The following is a 20,401-nucleotide window of genomic DNA, read 5'->3' on the forward strand; positions in this document are numbered from 1 at the left end:
GGAGGTGCGGACTGTGACTGCGTCCCCTGCGGTTCGCCCCAGGGGGCGGACCAATCCCCGGACTATCTAACAAACTAGCCTGCAAAATCATCCAAAGAAACGTTTCGCTCGATGGCTTCAACCGTTCCGCCCCGCGACTGGACCGACATAAACTGGCCCGATATCGCCAAGGCCGATGCCGCGCGCTGGATCGCGGTGCTGCCGCTCGCCGCGACCGAGCAGCATGGCCCGCATCTGCCGCTGGAAACCGACGTCCTGATCGGCGAGGCCTATCTGGCGCGGGTGCGCGAGCTGTTGCCCGCTACACTGCCCGTCACCTTTCTGCCGCTGCAACCGGTCGGCATCTCCACCGAGCATATCGATTATCCCGGCACCAGGACGCTGCCGACCGAAATCGCGTTGAAGGAATGGATGGCGATCGGCGAGAGCGTCGCGGATGCGGGAATCCGCAAGCTCGTGATCGTGACGAGCCATGGCGGCAACAGCGCGGCGATGTCGCTGGTCGCGCAGGATCTCCGCGCGCATCGCAAGCTGCTCGTCGTCACCACGAACTGGTCGCGCTTCGGCGCGCCTGATGGATTGTTCTCCGCGGAAGAATTGCGTCACGGCATTCACGGCGGCGCGATCGAGACATCGATCATGCTGGCGCGCTATCCGCACACCGTGCGCAAGGAAGCGATCGCCGATTTTCGTCCCGCCAGCATTGCGATGGAGCAGAAATTCCGCTGGCTCTCGTCGCACCGGCCGGTCCCGTTCGCGTGGCAGACGCAGGACCTCCACGAAAGCGGCGCGGTGGGAGACGCCACACAGGCCACCGCGGAGAAGGGCGAATGGTTAATCGATCACGGCGCGCGCGCGTTCTGCGAATTGCTCGAGGACGTCGACACATTCGACGTCGAAATGTTTCATCGCGCGCCGAAGCGATGATATAACTATATGTAATTGCTAGGAAATAATCGGCGAAACCGTATTTCCAGGTATCGTTTCGAACCGTTTTTCATGGCGCTCCGTCCAACTGGGCATGCGGACCACAATGGCCGCTCACCACAGGATGGAGATTGAAATGTCCTTCAAGACCAAGTTCGCCGCTCTCGCTCTCGCTACCCTTGCCGTCACCGGCACGGTCGCTTCCGCCACCCAGGCGCAGGCCAAGCCCATCGGTTGGGGCTGGGGCGTTGGCGCCGGCCTCGTCGGCGCCGCGATCGTCGGCAGCGCCATCGCCGCCGGCAATGACGGTTACTACTATGACGGCTATCGCCGCTGCGGTTGGGTCCGCCAGTTCGACGCCTACGGCAATTACATCGGCCGCGTTCGTACCTGCGGTTACTGATTTCTGCGGCTGACTTGGTTGCGTTTGAGAAGCGTCTTTCTCCGAGCGAACCACTTCAGACGTGAAAGCGCTTCTCGTGGATCTGCGTCCAGCACGGGCGCCTCATCCACCCCCGTGCCGACGCGACCCGCCCGCTAGTCCCCCCGGGCGGGTCAACCTTTTTGCACCGATCGGCCCTCGCATCTGCGGCCCGGTCCACCGTGTCCCCGAACGCCTGTCGGCGATCTGTCCGAACGGAGCCCTGTGGGCTGTTGTTGCAGTCCCGTCACGTAAAGGTGCCAACGAATCGAAGCGGCCTGCTCCTTCTTGCTATTGCGAATTACTTGCAATAAGGATCGAGAGGTAAAGGGCGGTTCCCGGCCTGGCGCTGGCCGGGGAAGGACGCGGGAATTCGGGGGCGCGGGTTGATGACTGTATTTGTTGGGTGGCGGCGGGCGTTCGAATCAGCGGTGATGGCGGCTGGCGACGGCATGCGTCGCGACGGGAAGACCAGCCCTGTGAGCCGCAACCGCCGATCCCTGGAACATGCGCTGGCCGGCGTCGCGTTCGGTGCGCTGGCGCTCGGCAGTCCGGCCGTCGCGGCCGACCTGCCGCTAAAGGCGCCTTACCTGCGGCCAGCGTTCGACTGGAGCGGTTTCTACATCGGCGGCCATACCGGTTATGGCCGCGGCTCGTCGTTCGCGACGCTGGCCGACCCGGCTATCGCCACGACCAACAGCGTCGTCAGCGGCCTGATCGGCGGCGTGCAGGGCGGATATAATCATCGGCTCTCCTCCGACCTCTTGTTCGGCGTCGAAGCCGATCTGACCTTTCCGAATTATCTGCCGTCCAATCATGTCGTCGCCAAGTTCCAGACGGGCGCCTCCGATCTCGAGGAGCGCTGGGACTATTTTGGCACCGTGCGCGGCCGCATCGGCTACACCAACGGTCCGTGGCTGGCCTACGCCACCGGCGGCTTCGCCTATTCCGGCGGACGCTTCCTCAATACGCCGGCCGGTATCGAGGTCGAAGAAAAGCACATCGGCGTCCGTCCGGGCTGGGCCGCGGGCGCTGGATTGGAATACGCATTTGCACCGCACTGGAGCGTGCGTCTCGAATATCTCTATGCCCAGTTCGCCAAGGCCGACGTCCGCTTTCCGTCGGGCGCGCACTACAATTCAACGCTCGATTTCCAGCAGATCCGTATTGGCCTCAACCGCAAGGTCGACTGGCCGGGATCGAAGGACTGGTCTCCGAAGGCCGACCTGACCGACCCGGAATCCGATCGGTGGGAAATCCACGGGCAGTCAACCTACGTGGGACAGGGCTACCCGGCCTTCCGCGCGCCCTATACCGGCACCAACAGCCTGACGCCGGCGCGACAGGCGCAGGCCACCTGGAGCAACAGCCTCTATTTGAACGCAAGGCTGTGGGAAGGCGGCGAGGTCTACTACAACCCCGAACTGCTGCAGGGTTTCGGTCTCAGCGACACCGTTGGCGTCGCCGGATTTCCCAATGGCGAGGCGCAGAAATCGAACTTCCCCTACCCGCACTACAACACCTCGCGCCTCTATGTGCGCCAGACCTTCGGATTTGGCGGCGAACAGGAGGAGTTGGCCAGCGCGCAGCAGCAGCTGGCGGGCAAGGTCGACGTCAACCGCTTGACGCTGCAGGCCGGCAAGTTTTCCGTCGGCGACGTCTTTGACGGCAATTCCTACGCCAAGGATGGACGGCGCGACTTCATGAACTGGTCGATCTGGGCGCCCGGCGCCTTCGACTACGCCGCCGACAAGCTCGGGCTGACCTATGGCTTCACCGCCGAACTGAACCAGAAGCAATGGGCGTTGCGCGCCGGCTATTTCCTGGTGGGCGCGGTTTCCAATTCGAACAATTTCGATACCCAGGTGTTCCGCCGCGGCCAGTATGTCGCCGAACTGGAGACGCGCTATCAGATCTTTTCCCGTCCAGGCAAGTTGCGCACCATCGGCTGGGTGAGCAGCGCCTATTCCGGCAGCTATCGCGAGACGCTGAACGATCCCTCGCTCAACATGGACATCGCGCTGACCCGCACCGGCCGCGCCAAGTACGGATACGTGTTCAACGTCGAACAGTCGATCACCGATGATATCGGCCTGTTCGGCCGCTGGAGTTGGAACAACGGCAAGACCGAGATCATGGCGTTCACCGACATCGACGCCTCGCTCTCGCTCGGCACCTCGATCAAGGGCGCCGCATGGGGCAGGCCCGACGACACCATCGGCATTGCCGGCGCGCTCAACTCGATCTCGCGCGACCACCGCGACTTCCTCGCCGCCGGCGGACTCGGACCGCTGATCGGCGACGGCCAGCTCAATTACCGCAAGGAGCGCATCCTCGAGACCTATTACGCCTACGCCCTCACCAGGCAGGTCACGCTGACGGCGGATTATCAGTACGTCACCAATCCCGCCTACAACGCCGACCGCGGCCCCGTGCACATTTTCTCAGGGCGGCTGCACGGAGAATTCTGAGCAACGCCATGCGACGCGTCACATTGCTTGCGGAACCGGGGCGTCACTGGTCTTCGAGGCGAGAATCTTGTCGATCCGGCGGCCGTCGAGATCGACGACTTCGAAGCGCCAGCCGTCCACCGCGATCTGATCGCCGACCTTGGGTATGCGGCCGAATTTGCTGAGCAGGAAGCCTGCAACGGTCTGGTACTGGCGATGCGCCGGCAATTCGAACCTGAGCAGCGATGCAAATTCGACGGCGGGCATCCATCCCGAGATCAGATAGGAGCCGTCGTCGCGCCTGACGGACGCCGCTTCCGGCGGCCCCTCCTCGGTGTGAAAGCCGCCGACGATCGATTCCAGAATGTCGGCGCTGGTCACGACACCCTGAAACCCGCCGTACTCGTCATGGACCAGGCCCATATGGACGGCGGAGTCGCGCAGGATGGCGACGACGTCCCGCGCATCGAGAAATTCCGGAATGACCGGGGCTGATAGGACCAGTTTGCCGACATCGAGCGCCTGCCCGGCGAGCAGGCAATCCAGCATGTCCTTGGCCTTGACGATTCCGACCGCGGCATCGGCCGCCTGATCGAACACCACAAGGCTCGAATGGCCGCTCGCAGCCAGCGCCGATCGGATCGCCTGCTGGTCGTCGGTCAGGTTGATCATGCTCACCTCGCGGCGCGGCGTCATCACGGCGCCGACGGGAAGGTCGCCGAGCCGCATGACGCCCGCGATCATTTCCTTTTCGCCGGGCTCGAGCACGCCGGCGTTCTCCGCTTCGACGACCAGCGTGCGGATTTCGTCCTCGCTGACTTTTTCGCTCGCCTCGCCGCGATGGCCGAGCAGCCACAGCAGCGCCTTGCCGGACCGATCCAGCAGCCAGACCGCCGGCAGCGAGATCTTGGACAACATCATCATGTAGGGCGCAACCCGCACCGCGACCGATTCCGGATCGCGCAACGCGATCTGCTTCGGCACCAGTTCGCCGATGATGAGCGAGGCGTAGGTGATGACAGCCACCACGCTGCCGACACCGATCGCATCGGCCATGCCTTGCGACAATCCGGCCTCGACCAGCACACCGGTCAGGCGCTGGCCGAGCGTGGCGCCGGAAAGCGCGCCCGACAGCACGCCGATCAGCGTGATGCCGATCTGCACGGTGGAGAGAAATTTTCCGGGATCGGATGCCAGCGCGAGCGCGCGGCGGGAGCCCTTGACGTTCCTTTCCGCCAGCGCCGCCAATCGCGCCGGCCGCGAGGAGACGATGGCCAGCTCCGACATCGAGAGCAAGCCGTTGGTTATGATCAGGACCGTCACGATCCCGAGCTCGAAATAGACCATTATTCCTGCAGGTTCCGCTTCACTTGTCCTACGACCTTATCAGAAAGTCGCCGCCGCCACGGCTCAACAGAGTTTGCGGAGGCCGCAAGACTTTATGCCGCAGGCTGGAACGAATCCGCGCGTGCCATCGCCCAGGCATCGCGGAAGCGTGGATCCTGGGTGCCCTCGATCAGTTCGCCGGGACGCAGCGACGGATAGAGTTTCGCGAATGACATGACCTCGGTGCTCGACGTTCGCTTCGAGAAGTGGATTGGCCGCAGTTGCTGCGGGTGGTCAAGGCCGGCCGCGGCGAGGAGTTCGGACAGCGCGTGCAGGGTGGCATGATGGTACATGTAGACCCGCTCGGTCTTGAGCGGCACCACCAGCGCGCGGGCGCGGGTAGGATCCTGCGTGGTCACGCCGGTCGGACAGCGATCGGTGTGGCAGCTCAGGGACTGGATGCAACCCAGCGCGAACATGAAGCCGCGCGCGGAATTGCACCAGTCGGCCCCGATTGCCATCGCGCGCGCCATGTCGAAGGCGGTCGCGACCTTGCCGGCGGCGCCGATCTTGATGCGGTCGCGCGCGTTGATGCCAATCAGCGCGTTGTGGACGAAATTCACACCCTCGCGCATCGGCATGCCCAGATGGTCCATGAACTCCAGCGGAGCCGCACCGGTGCCGCCCTCATTGCCGTCGACGACGATGAAATCGGGATAGATGCCGGTCTCCAGCATCGCCTTGCAGATCCCCAGGAATTCCCAGGGATGGCCGATGCACAACTTGAACCCGGCCGGTTTGCCGCCGGAAAGGCGGCGCATTTCGCCGATGAACGCCATCATCTGCAGCGGCGTCGAGAAGGCGCGATGATAGGCTGGCGAGATGCAGTCCTCGCCCATCGCAATACCCCTGATCTTGGAGATCTCCTCGGACACCTTGGCGGCCGGCAGCACGCCGCCATGTCCGGGCTTGGCGCCCTGGCTGATCTTGAGCTCGACCATCTTGATCTGGTCGTCGGCGGCGACGCGGGCGAATTCCTCCGGATTGAACGAACCATCGCGATTGCGGCAGCCGAAGTAGCCGGAGCCGACTTCCCAGATCAGGTCGCCGCCGTTTTCGCGATGATAGGGACTGACGCCGCCCTCGCCGGTGTCATGCGCGAAGCCGCCCTTCCTGGCTCCGATGTTCAGCGCGCGCACGGCGTTGGGGCTGAGCGCGCCAAAACTCATTGCCGAAATGTTGAAGACCGATGCCGAGTACGGTTTTGTGCAATCGGGGCCGCCGATGGTGACGCGGAATTCCGCGCTGCCTCGAGACTTCGGCGCTACCGAATGATGCATCCATTCGTACCCCTCGCGATAGACGTCTTCCTGGGTGCCGAACGGCCGCTTGTCGAGCTGCATCTTGGCGCGCTGGTAGACCAGAGCACGGGTGTCGCGCGAGAACGGCATGCCATCCTTCTCGCTCTCGAAGAAGTATTGCCGCATCTCCGGCCTGATCTCTTCGAGCAGGAAGCGGATATGCGCCGAAATCGGATAGTTGCGCAGGACCGCATGGTTCTTTTGCAAGAGGTCGCGAATGCCGAGCAGCGTGAGCGCGCCGAAGATCGCGATCGGCACCAGCAGCACTTCCCATATCTTGTGGTTATGGTCGAAAATTCCGATACCGACCAGCAACGCCGTCACCACGGCGCAGACCGTCAGCACGATGTAGCGTGGCGAGAACGGAAGCAGCAGTGTGTCCATGGAATGCCTCAGCCGGAATTGTAGCGTCGCCGGCGCCCAGCTTAGTCCAACCGCCGGAGCAAGCGCTACACGGATATACGGAGCGATACACGGGAACGTGACGGCGGCTTGAATAAAATCTTCCGCCTCGGCTGGCCGAGCAAGTCTGCGGCCTTTTGCAGTGCAAACTAACCGCCGGCGGCCGCCAAATCAGTGGCTGTGCAACCGCATCTCGTGCGGGATCTTGCCCTGCCGCAGGTGGTGCTCGGCCAGCCAGGCGTCGGTCGAGAGAATGGCGCGGTCGATATGGTCGGCGGTTCGCGAGAAATCGTAGGGTGAGCCTACCAGCGGGCATAGCGGCGGCACCACGAAATATTCGATATCGGGTCCCAGCGTTTCCAGCTCGATGACCAATTGCCGCGCAATCAGCAGCGTCAGCGCGTGCAGCGCGTTGGCGACCGCGCCCACCGGCGGGTCCTGGTTCGCACAGGCATGCCCGGTCGGCAGAATGATCAGCCGTGTCGCCCCCATGTTCACGGCGACCTGGATCGGCGTGTTGGAGGAGATCGCGCCGTCGGCGAGATAATAATTCCTGTAGCGGATCGGCGAGAATGCACCGGGGATCGCGGTGGATGCAACGATCGCTTCCGCGGCCGAACCGTCCGACAACACCACGCTGTCGCCGTTGATGATATTGGTCGCGACGATGTGCACCGGCAACCTTGCTTCCTCGAGGTTGCGATAGGGAATGTGGTCGTCGATCAGCTTGCGGATGCCGTCGTGAGGAATCAGAAAATCGCGGTGCCACAGGAAGCTCAGCACTGTCCGCCAGTCGACCGGGAAGACGTCGTGCCGCCGCAGCCCGCGCCAGATGGCGCCGAGCCGCCGGACGCCATCCAGCGTGGGATCGCCGGCGAAGAATGCGCCGTTCAACGCGCCGACACTGCTGCCGACCACCATGTCGGCGGTGACGCCGTGCGCGGCCAGCGAATGCAGCATGCCGACCTGGATGGCGCCGAAGCTGCCGCCGCCCGCCAGCACGAACGCGGTCTTCCTCGAACCGATCTCACGCACCGGCACGCACCCGCTCCCTCAATCGTCGCGTCGGCAGCGGCCGCGCGGCGGTCTGGAGTGGTTATAGCAATGGGAGGATGGGATGGGCTACTGGGAGCGTCCCCGATATGACCGTAGCCCGGATGGAGCGGAGCGCAATCCGGGGCCACTATCGGGAGCAACAAGCAGTCCCGGATTTCGCTTCCGCTCCATCCGGGCTACAAGTACGTCAGCGCTCGACGAACGCCTTCTCGATCACGAAATGGCCGGGCGTGTTGCCGCTGCCTTCGATGAAGCCGCCGGATTCGAACATCTGCTTCAGCTCTTCCAGCATCGCCGGACTGCCGCACATCATGACACGGTCGGTCTCGATGTCGAGCGGCGCCTGGTGGATATCGTTGAACAGTTGCTCGGACGAGATCAGGTCGGTGATGCGGCCGCGATTGCGGAACGGCTCGCGCGTCACCGTCGGATAGTACAACAGCTTCTCCGACAGCAGCGGCCCGAACAACTCGTCGTCGCGCAGCTTGGCGACGAGGTCCTCGCCATAGGCGAGTTCGGAAACCTGGCGGCAACCGTGCACGAGCACGATCGTCTCGTAGCGATCATAGACGTCGGGGTCCTTGATCAGGCTCGCGAACGGCGCAAGCCCGGTGCCGGTCGACAGCAGCAGCAGGCGATTGCCCGGGATCAGATTGTCGGTGATCAGCGTTCCGGTCGCCTTGCGGCCGACCAGGATTTCGTCACCCTCGCGGATCTTCTGCAGCTTGGAGGTCAATGGACCATTCGGCACCTTGATCGAGAAGAACTCGAGTTCCTCCTCGTGATTGGCGCTGGCCATGCTGTAGGCGCGCAGCAGCGGCCTGTCCTCGATCTCGAGGCCGATCATCGCAAACTGACCATTCTGGAAGCGGAAACCTGAATCGCGGGTGGCACGGAAGCTGAAAAGCGTATCGGTCCAGTGGCGAACGGAAAGAACCTTCTCTTTGTAGAACGCGCTCATTTGTTTTCGTTTTTCCTGACGTCTCGGTGTAGAACGTTTCGGTCTTCAGGCCTGAAGGTGCCGAAAATCAGCGAAATCATCGGCGATTTGGCGCGTCATTTGCGCACGGCACGTACATAGTCAATATGACCTACAGCACAATCCATAACTCGGAATGGCTGTCGTTCCATTTTGCAAAAAGGTTCGATCAGCTTCGTTAAGGTCGATACGTGTAATTAACTTGCTCAATTCGGCGCCGATCTGGCAATAAATTGCTACGGCAAATTAAGAACGTTTCAAAAGAGATCGCATGCGAAGCCCTGTCGAGTTTCGAACGGGAAAACCGGGGTTTTATCCGGACCAGGCGGTCTATGCGGAATTCGCCTGCGCCGAATTGGGGCTCAAGTTTCACGACCTCGACGGCGGGTCCGGATTGCTGTTCGGCGTCGCCTCGCACGATCGGATCGTCCATTTCGGCGCGGGCCGTTGCTCCTGGTATCCGCAGAACAGCGCGACGGCGTCGACGCTGGCGTCAGACAAATATTTTGCGAGCCGGATTCTGCACGAGGCTGGCGTTCCAGTGCTCGGCGGCGAGTATTTCTTTCTTTCCGAACGGCATCGCGCGCATCGCCCGGCGGGACACGAGCGCAACGATGCAATCGACTATTTCAAGGCATTGGGCGGATCGGCCTTCGTCAAGCCGCTGACGGGATCGCGCGGCGATTTCGCGCAAGCGGTGCACGGCGGGCCGGCGCTCATTCGCTATCTCGACGAGGTGATGAAATACTACGACGCCGTCCTGATCCAGCCGATCGTCGAAGGGATCGAGTATCGCGTCTTCCTGCTCGACGACGCGCCGCTCTATTGCGCGCGAAAATTTCCGCCATGTGTCATCGGCGATGGCGTGCACAGCCTTCGTCAATTGCTCGCCGCGCACAACGACACCCTGCGCAGCCGTGGTCTCTCGCCGGCCGCGCTGCCGGCCAACGACGCTTCGCTCGACGCCGTCCCGGCAATTGGCCAGGGCCGCGAAATTCCCGGACGCATGAACCTGAGCGCAGGCGGCACGATGGTGCTGGCGGAAGCGCCATCCGAAAAGGCGGTCATCCTGGCGCGCCAGGCTAGCCGCGCGCTCGGGCTTCGCGTCGCGGCCATCGACATGTTTGTCGGCATCGGCGGCGATCCGGCTGCGATCGAAATCATCGAGGTCAATTCCAACCCGTCGATACGCCTCCTGGAAGATTCCGGTCGCGCGGACCGGATCCTGAAGATCTGGCATCACACCTTCTCCGCGATGGGCCTGCTGTAATGTTCGACCTGCCGAAATATGGCGACGGCATCTGTCTCGCGCGGCTGGCCGAGCTGTTGACGCTACTTTCGATCGACCGCGATCGGCTGCAGCGCATCTCGGTGGTCGTGACCGGATCGAACGGCAAGGGCAGCACGGCCGCGATGTGCGCCGCCATCGGCCGCGCCCATGGCCTCCGCACCGGCCTGTTCACCTCCCCTCACCTGTTTCGCTTCAACGAGCGGATTCAGATTGACGGCATCGAGATCGATGACGGCAGCTTGGCCCGGCTCAAGAGAATGGTCGAAACCGCCATCGCCGACATCTCGAAACGCCGAGGCGAGAGGTTCGGTGCGTTCGAAGCGCTGTTTGCGCTGGCCTGCATGCACTTCCAGGAAAGCCAGTGCGATTTTGTCGTGTTCGAGGCCGGCATCGGCGGTCGCTACGATCCGGTGCGCCTGGTCGGCGCGCACGCGAGCTGTGTCACGTCAGTCGATTACGAGCATGTCGCACTGCTCGGAGAATCACTTGAGCTGATCGCCTCGGACAAGAGCGACGCCTGCGCCGCCGGCGGCACGGTCATCTATGGCGAGAACTGCCGATCGCTGCGGCCGCATCTCGTCGAATTCAATCGCGCACCCGGACGCACGTCGCTGTTCGTTGGCAACGAGATAAGTATCGGCAATGCGATCCGCTCCGCATCGGCGCAACAGCTCGATTACGAATTCGCTGGTCACCGGTATCGAAGCGTCGCACTCAACCTGCCCGGCAGCTTTCAGCTCAACAACGCCGCCATCGCGATCACACTATTTTTGCTCTGGCTGCAACGCGAACGACCGCAGGCCGCATCCGCCCGGATCGAGGGCGCGATACGGACCGGCCTCCGCAACGTACGCTGGCCCGGCCGCCTTGAAATCATCAGGCAGGACCCGCTCACGGTGATCGATGTCGGCCACACCCCTGACGGCATCCGGCAGGCGCTCGCAGGCCTCATGGCAATCCATGGCGCTGATGGCTGGGTGCTCGTGACCGGTGTAAGCAACGACAAGAAGGCGGACGAGATCGTCGGCGCACTGGCGCCTTCCTTCGATACGATCGTCTGCGCGACGGCCCGTCACAGGGGCGCTGATGCGACCGCAATCGCCGCCGCGGCACGCCGTGCCAACCCCGAAGCGGACATCCGTCTCGCCGCATCGATCGAGGATGCGGTGCGACTCTCGCAAGATCTCGCGAAGGCGAGCGGACGGAAAATCTATGTGGCCGGTGGCCTGTTCCTGGCGATCGAATACGCGACGGTCGCAACGGGCGGCCGCGCGGAGGATTTGAGTTTTTTCTAGCCGCTCCCTCCGTCATTGTCAGGGAGCTTCTAATTACTCGCCCCCTGCGTATCGTCGAGCACCTTGAACGCCTCCTCGAGCTGCGGCGAGATCGACACGCCCAGCCGCTCACCGGTCGGCAGCCGCGCCACGAACCATTTATTGTAGAGCGGGATCAGGTCGCGGCCCGAGCCGAGCTTGCGGAAGGTGCGATCGACCACGGCTTTCAGCTGCGGCTCGCCCTTGCGGAACATGATGCCGTAGGGATCGTAGGACAGATATTCTCCCGTCACCTTGAACTTGTCCTGCGTCTTGTGCCGGGCGATCAGGCCGTAAAGCAGGATGTCGTCGGTCGCGAAAGCATCGACCTTGCCATCCACCAGCATCTGGTAGGATTGCTCGTGATCGGGCGACGTCACGATGTTGAGGCCGAGCGAGAACTTCTTGTCTACCGCGTGCATCGCCTGCTCGTTGGTGGTGCCCTTCGTTACCACCACGGCCTTGCCTTTCAGGTCCGTGGGCGCGGAGATGGTGGAGGATCTCGGCACCATCAGCTTGGTGCCGGCGACGAACATCAGGGGCGAGAACGCCACCACCTTCGAACGCTCGGCATTGGCCGTGGTCGAGCCGCATTCGAGATCGATCTTGTTCCCGGTCACCGCCGCTATGCGGTCGTCGGAAGTGACCTTGACGTATTCGATCCTGAGGTCGGGGTCGTCGACCTCGACGCCGATCTCCTCGACGATGGCCTCACACAGTTCGAGGCTGTAGCCGATTGGCCGATTGGCTTGATCCAGGAACGAGAACGGCGGCGAGCTTTCGCGATAGCCGAGACGCACGGCATGCGTCCGCTTGATGTTGGCGAGCGTGGGGCTGAGCCCTTCGCTGGCGGTCTGGGCCGACGCCGCCGGCGCCAGCAGGCAGGCCGCCAGCAACAGGCACGTTGCGCCGATTGACCGCCTTATCCTCCCCGGGGAGCGATCCATGCACCTCTCCCTCAATGGGCCGGCACCGGGTCACCCGGAACGGCATCGTCGGGAACGATGTCGTCCGGCCCCAACTCGTGTTCCGCCTTCAACTCGCCCTCCCATTTCGCCACCACGGCGGTCGCCAGCGAATTGCCGATCACGTTGGTGGCGCTGCGTCCCATGTCGAGGAAGGTGTCGATACCCATGATCATCAACAGGCCGGCCTCGGGAATCCCGAACTGGCTCAGCGTCGAGGCGATCACCACCAGCGAGGCGCGCGGCACGCCGGCGACCCCCTTGGAGGTGATCATCAGCGTCGCCAGCATGGCAAGCTGGGTGCCGAGCGACATTTCGATGTGATAGGTCTGCGCGATGAAGACGGCTGCGAAGGTGCAGTACATCATCGTGCCATCGAGGTTGAAGGAGTAGCCGAGCGGCAGCACGAAGGCCGAAATCCGCGACGACGCCCCGAAGCGATTGAGGCCCTCCAGCGTCTTGGGATAGGCCGCCTCCGACGATGCGGTCGAGAACGCGATCATCAGCGGCTCGCGAATTAACCGCAACAGATGGCTGTACCGCGGCCCGAGCACGACGAAGCCGACTATGATCAGGATGGCCCACAGGATCATCAGCGACAGATAGAAGCCGCCCATGAACACGATCAGCTTCCACAGCACGCCAAGGCCGTTCTTCGACACGGTGGCCATGATCGCCGCCCACACCGCGATCGGCGCGAACAGCATCACATAGCCGGTCACCTTCAGCATGATATGGGCGAGATCGTCGATCAGCGCCAGCATCGGCTTGGCCCGCTCCGGTAGCGCCCCGAGCGCCACCGCGAAGAACACGGCGAACACCACGATCTGCAGGATCTCGTTCTGCGCCATCGCATCGGCGATCGAGGTCGGGATCAGGTGGGTGAGGAATTTCTCGATCGAGAACGCCGAGACCGGCAGTCCGGTGGACTGCGCCTTGTCGGGCAGCGTGCCGGGGAAGTTGGCGCCGGGCTGCAGCAAATTGACCATCACGAGGCCGAGCAGCAGGGAGACAAAGGAGGCGCTGACGAACCAGCCCATGGTCTTCGCGAATACACGGCCGAGCTTCGCGCCGGAACCCATATGCGCGATGCCGCCGACGAGAGTGGCGAACACCAGGGGCGCGATGATCATCTTGATCAGGCGCAGGAACAGCATGGCGACGAGATTGACTGACGACGCGATCTGCACGCGGTCATCGGGCATGTAGTTGAAAACCACCGACCCCATCACAATGCCAAGCGCCATCGCGATCAGGATATATTGCGTAAACCTGTTGGACATTGCCGACCCCCGTCATTTACGACGGTCGCAAGTCTGGCAGATTTGAATGTGGACGCAACAAGCTTGCGACGTTTTGTACGCTTGCCAGAATGTTCCGGTTGTGAAAGTCGCGCACGCCGACTAGCGTCTCTGCAGCGCACAATCTGTGCAGTTGATCGCTTCATGTGCAGTCAATGGCATTGCAAATGCCACAACAACGATCGCCAAGGCAACGATCGCATCGAGGGAGAGAAACATCATGAGCGACACCGTCAATCGCCAGGTCCTGCTGGTGGAGAAGCCGACCGGAAAACTTGGTCCGGAGCACTTCAAGCTGGTCAACGGCGCTGTGCCCGAGCCGAAGGATGGCGAGGCGCTGGTGCGCACGCGCTATATCTCGCTCGACGCCGCCAACCGCGCCTGGATGCACGGCGCGACCTACCGCGCCGCCGTCGAGGCCAACACGGTGATGGCGGGCGGGAGCATCGCGGAGGTCGTTGCCTCGAAGGCTCCAGGGCTCGCGTCTGGCGATATCGTGTTCGGCGATACCGGCTGGCAGGATTACGCCGCCGTACCGGCCAAACATCTCACCAGGATGCCCAGGATGGAGCCGATGACGCATCTGCTCAGCGTCTACGGCATCGCCGGCCTCACCGCCTATTTCGGCCTGCTGCATGTCGGCAAGCCGAAGGAAGGCGAGACAGTGGTGGTATCGGCGGCCGCCGGCTCGGTCGGATCGATCGTCGGCCAGATCGCGAAGATCAAGGGCTGCAACGTGATCGGCATCGCCGGCGGCAAGGACAAGTGCCAGTGGCTGACCTCCGAACTCGGCTTCGATGCCGCGGTCGATTACAAGGACGGCGCGACCTTCAAGGCACTCCGTGCCGCGGCACCCAAGGGCATCGACGTCTATTTCGACAATGTCGGCGGTGACATTTTGGAAGCCTGCCTGTCGCTGATGAACAACCGCGGCCGCATCGCCTGCTGCGGCGCGATCTCGCAATATGACGGCGTGCCGTCGGCCCACGGCCCGCGCGGCGTGCCCGGCCTGATCGTGGTGAAGCGCCTCATCATGCAGGGCTTCATCGTGATGGACTACATGGACCAGAGCGCCGCGGCACTGAAGGATCTCCAGTCCTGGGTCGCGTCGGGCAAATTGAAGGTGCAGGAGGACGTGATCGACGGTTTGGAGAACACGCCGAAAGCACTGATCGGCCTGCTCGCCGGCGAGAACCGCGGCAAACGCATGGTGAAGGTGTAGCGAGAGCAAGAACGTAGATGGGCAAAGGAGCGCAAGCGACGTGCCCACCATCTATCCCCGTCGGGAGACATGGTGGGCACGCTGCGCTTTGCCCACCCTAGGATTTAGTGCGTCGCCGCAGTTACCGGCGCCACCGCCTTCTTCGCCTTGCGCTCCTTCAGCCAGTTCTCGAACCGCTGCACCACGACGAAGAACGTCGGCACGAACAGCACGGCGAGACAGGTCGAGGCCAGCATGCCTGAGAACACCGTGATGCCGATCGACTTTCGCGCATTGGCGCCGGCGCCGGTGGCGAGCACCAGCGGCACGACGCCGAGGATGAAGGCGAACGACGTCATCAGAATCGGCCGGAAGCGGGCGCGCGCCGCTTCCACGGCGGATTCCAGCAGCGGCTTGCGGTCGCGCACGTGCAGTTCCAGCGCCACCTCGACGATCAGGATCGCGTTCTTGGCCGACAATGCGATCAACAGGATGATGCCGATCTGGGTATAGAGGTTGTTCTCGATCCGCAGCCCCGTCAGCACCGCCATCGGTCCCAGCAGCGACAACGGCACCGCGAGAATGACCGAGATCGGCGCGTACCAGCTTTCGTACTGGCCGGCCAGCACGAGATAGACCAGCAGCAGAGCGAGGCCGAACGCCCAGTAGATCTGCCCGCCGACGACCTTCTCCTGATACGACATCGCGGTCCACTCGAAGCCGGCACCCGGCGGCAGCGTCTTGGCGGCGATCTCCTCCATCAGGGCCATCGACTGTCCCGAGCTGTAGCCGGTCGCCGGCAGGCCGATGATCGTGGCCGACGGATAGAGATTGTACAGGCTGATCAGCGACGGGCCGACGGCAGGCGTGATCTTCGCCACAGCGCCGAGCGGGATCATGTCGCCCTGGCTGTTGCGCACGGTCAGCTTCTCGATGTCGCGCGGCGTCAGGCGGAATTTCGCGTCGCCCTGCGCGTAGACCTGGAAGGTGCGGCCGAACTTGTTGAACTGGTTGACGTAGCTCGACCCCATGTAGGACGACAGCGTCGAGAACACCTGGTCCGTCGTCACATGCATGGTCTGGGCCTTGATCCGGTCCACCTCGACGTCGAGCTGCGGCACCATCGAGCGGAACGGCGAGCTGACCCGCTGCAGCGCGCTTTGCGTCGCCGCGTTCGACACCATCGCGCCGGCAATCGCCTGCAGCTTGCTGAAATCCGAGTTGCCGTCGCGCAGTTGCACCTGCATCGCAAAGCCGGCGGCATTGCCGATGCCCTGGATCGGCGGCGGCGGCACCACCAGAATGCGCGCCTCCTCGATCACGGACAGCTTTTCGTTCAGACCAACGAACAGCGAGCGCAGATCCTCGCCCTTTCCACGCGCGCTCCACTCTTTCAGGATCAGATAGGCGACGCCGGCATTGGCGAGGCTGGAGGAGTTGTCGAGCGCGGAAATGCCGGCGATGGTGATGACCTGATCGACGCCCGCCGACTTGCCGGTGATGTCGCTGACCCGGTTCAGCACCTGCTGGGTCCGATCCAGCGCCGCCCCGTCAGGCAATTGCACGGCGACCAGAAGGTACCCCTGATCCTCGATCGGGATGAAGCCGGTCGGCACCCGTGACAGCCCGTAGCCGCCGATCGCGATCAGGATCAGCGCGGCGATCACCGAAAAATTGGCATGCGCAACCAGGCGGCCGATCAGCCGGCCATACCAGGCTTCCAGGCGGTCATAGGCCGCGTTGAAGCCGCGGTAGAAGAAGTTGCGCTGCTCGGGCGGCGCCGGCCGGCGCAGCCACAGGGCGCACTGCGTCGGCTTCAGGGTTGCCGCGTTGACGGCGCTGAGCAGCGCGGTGGCGGCGATCACCAGCGCGAACTGCGAATACATCCGCCCGGTCAATCCCGGCAGGAAGGCGGACGGCAGGAACACCGAGATCAACACCAGCGTGATGCCGATGATCGGCGCGAACAGCGCGTCCATGGCGCTGATCGCGGCGTCGTGGCCCGACATGCCCTTCTCGATATTGTGCGCCGCGCCTTCGACCACGACGATGGCGTCGTCGACCACGATGCCGATCGCGAGCACGATCGCGAACAGGGTCGAGATGTTGACGGTGAAGCCGAGCGCCGCCATCGCGGCGAACGCGCCGATGATGGTGACCGGCACCGTGGTCGCCGGCACCAGCATCGCGCGCCAGTCCTGCAGGAAGATCAGGATCACGACCAGCACGAGGAGGCCGGCCTCGATCAGCGTCTTGTAGACCTCGTTGATCGATTCGGAGACGAACTTGGTGGTGTCGAACGGCGTGTCGTAGACCACGTCCTGCGGGAACGCCTTCGCCAGCACCTCCATCTTCTGCTTGACCGCCTGCTGGACTTCGAGCGCGTTGGCGCCGGGCGACTGGAACACGCCGATGCCGGTGGCCGGCTTGTTGTTCAGCGAAAACAGCTGGCTGTAGGTCTGGGCGCCGAGTTCGACCCAGCCGACGTCGCGCACGCGGGTGACGTCGCCGCTGTTGCCGGTCTTCACGATCACGTTCTCGAACTCTTTGACATCCTCGAGCCGGCCGCGAACATTCAGCGTGTACTGGAACGCCTGGCCTGCAGGCGTCGGCGGCGCGCCGACCTGACCCGCGGTGACCTGCTGGCTCTGCTGCTGGATCGCGGAGATCACGTCCTGCGGCATCAAATTGCGCGCATAGAGCTTGGTCGGATCGAGCCAGACCCGCATCGAATACTGGCCGGCGCCGAACACGGTGACATTGCCGACGCCGGGCAGACGCGACAGTTCGTCACGAATGTTGATGGTGGCATAGTTGCTCAGGAACAGGCTGTCGTAAGTCGATTTCGGCGACGTCAGCGTCACGAACAGCAGGATCGCCGTCGATTTCTTCTGAACCGTGACGCCCTGGTTCTGCACGGATTGCGGAAGCTGCGACAGCGCGCTCGAGACCCGGTTCTGCACCAGCACCTGCGCGAAGTTGAGATCGGTGCCGATCTTGAACGTGACCGTCAGCGAATAGGAGCCGTCGGCGCCGCTATAGGACTGCATGTAGAGCATGTCCTCGACGCCGTTGACCTGCTGCTCGATCGGCAGCGCCACCGTATCGATCACGGTCTTCGCGCTGGCGCCGGGATAGCGAGTGGTGACCTGGACCGTCGGCGGCACCACATCAGGATATTGCGCGACGGCGAGGCGGAACAGGCAGACGCCGCCGATCAGGATCATCAGGATGGCGATGACGTTGGAAAGAACCGGACGCTCGATGAAGAATTTCGAAATCATGCCCGGCTCCTACCTGCCCGCAGCCGGCTGCGCTTCGATCTTTCTCAATTGCGGATCGACCTTCTGGCCGGGGATCGCGCGCAGCAACCCGGCGGTAATCACCCGGTCGTCCGGCTTCAAACCTTCTTCGATGACGCGCAGCTCACCTTCCAGCGGCCCGGTCCGCACCTTGCGCTGCTCGACGACGTTGTCGGCGTTCACCACCAGTACGTAGCGTCCGGCCTGATCGGCGCCGAGCGCGACGTCGGGCACGAACAAGGCGTTTTCCACCTGATCCACCGGCACGCGAACCCGGGCGAAGAATCCCGGCAGCAGCGCGCGGTCCGCATTGGGCAGTACGCCGCGCACGGGAAGCGTCCCGGTCGACTGGTTCAGCGTCGCGGCGGCATAATCGAGCTTGCCCTTGTGCGGGAAGCCGGCCTCGGTCTGCAGCCCGATCTCGACCGGCAACTGCCTGAGATCGTCGACCGTCATTCCGCGGCGGCGCGCTTCCTCGCGAATCCGCAGCACATCCTGTTCGTTGACGTTGAAATTCACGTAGATCGGGTCGAGCGCCACGATGGTGGCGAGTTGCGTCGGCGAAGACGCACCGACGAGTTCGCCGATCGAGACGAGATGCGCGCTGACGACGCCGTCAAACGGCGCCGATACATTGGTATATCCGTAATTCATCGCCGCGATCTTGGTATTGACCTGGGCCTGCGACAGGTTCGCCTGCGCATTGTCGCGCGTCGCCGTCGAACTATCCAGCGTGGCCTGGGAAACCGCCTGTCGCTGCACCAGATCCTGCTGGCGCTTGAAGTCCGCCTCGGCCTGCCGCAGCGTTGCCTGCGCGCCTGCTTCCGCCGCCTGTGCCTGTTCGAGCTTCAGCTTGTAGGTGTCGGGCTCGATCGTGAACAGCGACGTCCCCTCCTTGACGTAGGCGCCGTCTCTATAATTGATCGATTGCAGAAAGCCCTGCACGCGCGCAACCAGATCGACGTTCTTGAATGCCGCGGTATTGCCGGTCGCTTCCAGATAGCGCGTGAAGGACCGCTGCAGCGGCACCGCCACCTCGACCTTTGCCGGCGGAGGCGGCACAAAAGCATTTTGTTCACAGGCACTTAAGATCGCCATGGCGGCGATTGCGAAACCTGTACGACAGATGATCACGCCGTTTTGTTGGGTCCTGCCGCGTGAACTCGGACGTGCAGGTGAACGCGAAGCCTTCATTTTTCGTGCCCCAAATCGGTTCTTGTTCTGGAAAAGGCTTTATGCGGAAAATGGCTTTCCGCCATCCCATGAAAATAGCAACAATCCGCTTGCAGCGGAACCTGAAAGCGAAAATGATGCAACCCGATTTTTGCGACCAAGCGTTTTCGAGATTCACTTCCAGTTGGAGCGGCAGCTTCCGGCGAAGACAAAGGGATTCATTCCAATGATCGATGCATTGACGCACACGAGAAACCTCGGCCTGCTGCTGGCCGCCGCTATATTCGCATATACCGTACCCGCATCGGCGCAAGGCCCGAGCCAGGCGCAGCGCGACGCAGTCAAGTCGCAGTGCCGCTCCGACTACATCGCGCATTGCTCCAGCGTGCCGCCGGGCGGCGAGGCGTCGCTGCAATGCCTCGCCAAGAACATGTCGAGCCTCTCTCCGAGTTGCCAGAGCGCGGTGCGCGCCGTGGAGGCGGCAGCCGCGCCTGCCAAACCTGCAGAGACCGCCGCACCGAAGCCTGCAGCGCCTGCCGCCGCGACGGCAGCATCACCCAAGTCCGGCAAACCGAAGGCCGCGGCTGGTGCGGCCGCCGGACAGCCGACGAGTTCGGCGGTGACAGGAGGCGGCGCCGCGCCAGCGGCGGGTGCAGCTCCAGCCACTGGCGCTGCGGCCACCGCTGCGCCGGCGGCGCCAGCCGTGATCGTGCTGCGGCCGCTACGCCCGCGCGAAGAACTGTTCGTGCTGCGCTCGGCCTGCGGCGGCGACGTCCGCACCATCTGCGGCGCCGTGCCGCCCGGCGGCGGCCGGATCGTGCAGTGCCTTGCGACCAATGCCTCGCTGATTTCGCCTGCGTGCAAGGACGTTCTGTCCCAGTTCGCCGCGCGATAATCACCGCGCCTCGCGGCGATCCTCCGATGATCCGGGGA

General features: G+C 63.3%; 15 protein-coding genes. 7 read left to right on the forward strand and 8 right to left on the reverse strand.

Annotated elements, in window-relative coordinates; all coding sequences use genetic code 11:
• Window positions 1–111 precede the first annotated feature (111 nt).
• From V7E26_RS01145 to V7E26_RS01155, 3 genes are all read left to right on the forward strand, one after another.
• Window positions 112–927 (forward strand): creatininase family protein, encoded by an 816-nt coding sequence (locus V7E26_RS01145; RefSeq protein ID WP_324412574.1) that lies wholly within the window; start codon window positions 112–114, stop codon window positions 925–927.
• Window positions 928–1,063: 136 nt separating this feature from the next.
• Window positions 1,064–1,330 carry a hypothetical protein gene (locus V7E26_RS01150; RefSeq protein ID WP_324412576.1) on the forward strand — a complete coding sequence of 89 codons (267 nt, stop codon included), beginning with the start codon at window positions 1,064–1,066 and terminating at the stop codon, window positions 1,328–1,330.
• A gap of 407 nt (window positions 1,331–1,737) precedes the next feature.
• Window positions 1,738–3,819, forward strand: a complete 2,082-nt coding sequence (locus V7E26_RS01155; protein WP_324412578.1) for a carbohydrate porin — start codon at window positions 1,738–1,740, stop codon at window positions 3,817–3,819.
• Window positions 3,820–3,837: 18 nt separating this feature from the next.
• Here the strand turns inward: V7E26_RS01155 and V7E26_RS01160 are convergent, their stop codons facing one another.
• The 4 genes from V7E26_RS01160 to V7E26_RS01175 form a co-directional block, all read right to left on the reverse strand.
• On the reverse strand, window positions 3,838–5,145 hold the full coding sequence (locus V7E26_RS01160) for a hemolysin family protein (RefSeq protein WP_324412580.1): 1,308 nt from the start codon (window positions 5,143–5,145) through the stop codon (window positions 3,838–3,840).
• A gap of 92 nt (window positions 5,146–5,237) precedes the next feature.
• Window positions 5,238–6,869, reverse strand: coding sequence for an FMN-binding glutamate synthase family protein (locus V7E26_RS01165; protein ID WP_324412582.1), 1,632 nt, complete (start codon window positions 6,867–6,869; stop codon window positions 5,238–5,240).
• Between the two features lie 189 nt (window positions 6,870–7,058).
• Window positions 7,059–7,928 carry a patatin-like phospholipase family protein gene (locus V7E26_RS01170; RefSeq protein WP_324412584.1) on the reverse strand — a complete coding sequence of 290 codons (870 nt, stop codon included), beginning with the start codon at window positions 7,926–7,928 and terminating at the stop codon, window positions 7,059–7,061.
• A gap of 202 nt (window positions 7,929–8,130) precedes the next feature.
• Window positions 8,131–8,904, reverse strand: a complete 774-nt coding sequence (locus tag V7E26_RS01175; protein WP_324412586.1) for a ferredoxin--NADP reductase — start codon at window positions 8,902–8,904, stop codon at window positions 8,131–8,133.
• 289 nt (window positions 8,905–9,193) lie between these two features.
• On the opposite strand from V7E26_RS01175, the gene V7E26_RS01180 reads away from it, so the two are divergent.
• On the forward strand, window positions 9,194–10,192 hold the full coding sequence (locus V7E26_RS01180) for a hypothetical protein (protein WP_324412588.1): 999 nt from the start codon (window positions 9,194–9,196) through the stop codon (window positions 10,190–10,192).
• Entirely contained in the window at window positions 10,192–11,508 is a 1,317-nt protein-coding gene (locus tag V7E26_RS01185) for a bifunctional folylpolyglutamate synthase/dihydrofolate synthase (protein WP_324412591.1), read from the forward strand. The genes V7E26_RS01180 and V7E26_RS01185 overlap by 1 nt, the downstream gene beginning before the upstream one ends.
• Window positions 11,509–11,537: 29 nt before the next feature.
• Here the strand turns inward: V7E26_RS01185 and V7E26_RS01190 are convergent, their stop codons facing one another.
• Window positions 11,538–12,473 (reverse strand): amino acid ABC transporter substrate-binding protein, encoded by a 936-nt coding sequence (locus V7E26_RS01190; protein WP_324412593.1) that lies wholly within the window; start codon window positions 12,471–12,473, stop codon window positions 11,538–11,540.
• Window positions 12,474–12,484: 11 nt separating this feature from the next.
• Window positions 12,485–13,774, reverse strand: coding sequence for a dicarboxylate/amino acid:cation symporter (locus V7E26_RS01195; protein WP_324412595.1), 1,290 nt, complete (start codon window positions 13,772–13,774; stop codon window positions 12,485–12,487).
• Window positions 13,775–14,012: 238 nt separating this feature from the next.
• On the opposite strand from V7E26_RS01195, the gene V7E26_RS01200 reads away from it, so the two are divergent.
• Window positions 14,013–15,014 (forward strand): NADP-dependent oxidoreductase, encoded by a 1,002-nt coding sequence (locus V7E26_RS01200; RefSeq protein ID WP_324412597.1) that lies wholly within the window; start codon window positions 14,013–14,015, stop codon window positions 15,012–15,014.
• Between the two features lie 104 nt (window positions 15,015–15,118).
• Here V7E26_RS01200 and V7E26_RS01205 read toward each other — a convergent pair whose 3' ends face one another.
• The gene (locus V7E26_RS01205; protein WP_324412599.1) at window positions 15,119–18,277 is read right to left on the reverse strand and encodes an efflux RND transporter permease subunit; all 3,159 of its coding nucleotides are present in this window, start codon (window positions 18,275–18,277) and stop codon (window positions 15,119–15,121) included.
• 9 nt (window positions 18,278–18,286) lie between these two features.
• A complete protein-coding gene (locus V7E26_RS01210) occupies window positions 18,287–19,393 on the reverse strand; it encodes an efflux RND transporter periplasmic adaptor subunit (protein ID WP_324412601.1) in 1,107 nt (368 codons plus the stop codon).
• On the opposite strand from V7E26_RS01210, the gene V7E26_RS29960 reads away from it, so the two are divergent.
• Window positions 19,302–20,363 (forward strand): hypothetical protein, encoded by a 1,062-nt coding sequence (locus V7E26_RS29960; RefSeq protein ID WP_442893339.1) that lies wholly within the window; start codon window positions 19,302–19,304, stop codon window positions 20,361–20,363. The genes V7E26_RS01210 and V7E26_RS29960 overlap by 92 nt on opposite strands.
• The last annotated feature ends 38 nt before the right edge of the window (window positions 20,364–20,401 follow it).

It is taken from the genome of Bradyrhizobium sp., assembly GCF_036735945.1.
GTDB lineage: Bacteria > Pseudomonadota > Alphaproteobacteria > Rhizobiales > Xanthobacteraceae > Bradyrhizobium.

What these genes read in the sequence shown, in the direction of transcription:
- V7E26_RS01165 (WP_324412582.1), bottom strand. Translation starts at nt 6,869, where the DNA reads ATGGACACACTGCTGCTTCCGTTCTCGCCACGCTACATCGTGCTGACG.
- V7E26_RS01150 (WP_324412576.1), top strand. Translation starts at nt 1,064, where the DNA reads ATGTCCTTCAAGACCAAGTTCGCCGCTCTCGCTCTCGCTACCCTTGCC.
- V7E26_RS01195 (WP_324412595.1), bottom strand. Translation starts at nt 13,774, where the DNA reads ATGTCCAACAGGTTTACGCAATATATCCTGATCGCGATGGCGCTTGGC.
- V7E26_RS01205 (WP_324412599.1), bottom strand. Translation starts at nt 18,277, where the DNA reads ATGATTTCGAAATTCTTCATCGAGCGTCCGGTTCTTTCCAACGTCATC.
- V7E26_RS01200 (WP_324412597.1), top strand. Translation starts at nt 14,013, where the DNA reads ATGAGCGACACCGTCAATCGCCAGGTCCTGCTGGTGGAGAAGCCGACC.
- V7E26_RS01190 (WP_324412593.1), bottom strand. Translation starts at nt 12,473, where the DNA reads ATGGATCGCTCCCCGGGGAGGATAAGGCGGTCAATCGGCGCAACGTGC.
- V7E26_RS01155 (WP_324412578.1), top strand. Translation starts at nt 1,738, where the DNA reads ATGACTGTATTTGTTGGGTGGCGGCGGGCGTTCGAATCAGCGGTGATG.
- V7E26_RS01160 (WP_324412580.1), bottom strand. Translation starts at nt 5,145, where the DNA reads ATGGTCTATTTCGAGCTCGGGATCGTGACGGTCCTGATCATAACCAAC.
- V7E26_RS01185 (WP_324412591.1), top strand. Translation starts at nt 10,192, where the DNA reads ATGTTCGACCTGCCGAAATATGGCGACGGCATCTGTCTCGCGCGGCTG.
- V7E26_RS01145 (WP_324412574.1), top strand. Translation starts at nt 112, where the DNA reads ATGGCTTCAACCGTTCCGCCCCGCGACTGGACCGACATAAACTGGCCC.
- V7E26_RS01210 (WP_324412601.1), bottom strand. Translation starts at nt 19,393, where the DNA reads ATGGCGATCTTAAGTGCCTGTGAACAAAATGCTTTTGTGCCGCCTCCG.
- V7E26_RS01175 (WP_324412586.1), bottom strand. Translation starts at nt 8,904, where the DNA reads ATGAGCGCGTTCTACAAAGAGAAGGTTCTTTCCGTTCGCCACTGGACC.
- V7E26_RS01180 (WP_324412588.1), top strand. Translation starts at nt 9,194, where the DNA reads ATGCGAAGCCCTGTCGAGTTTCGAACGGGAAAACCGGGGTTTTATCCG.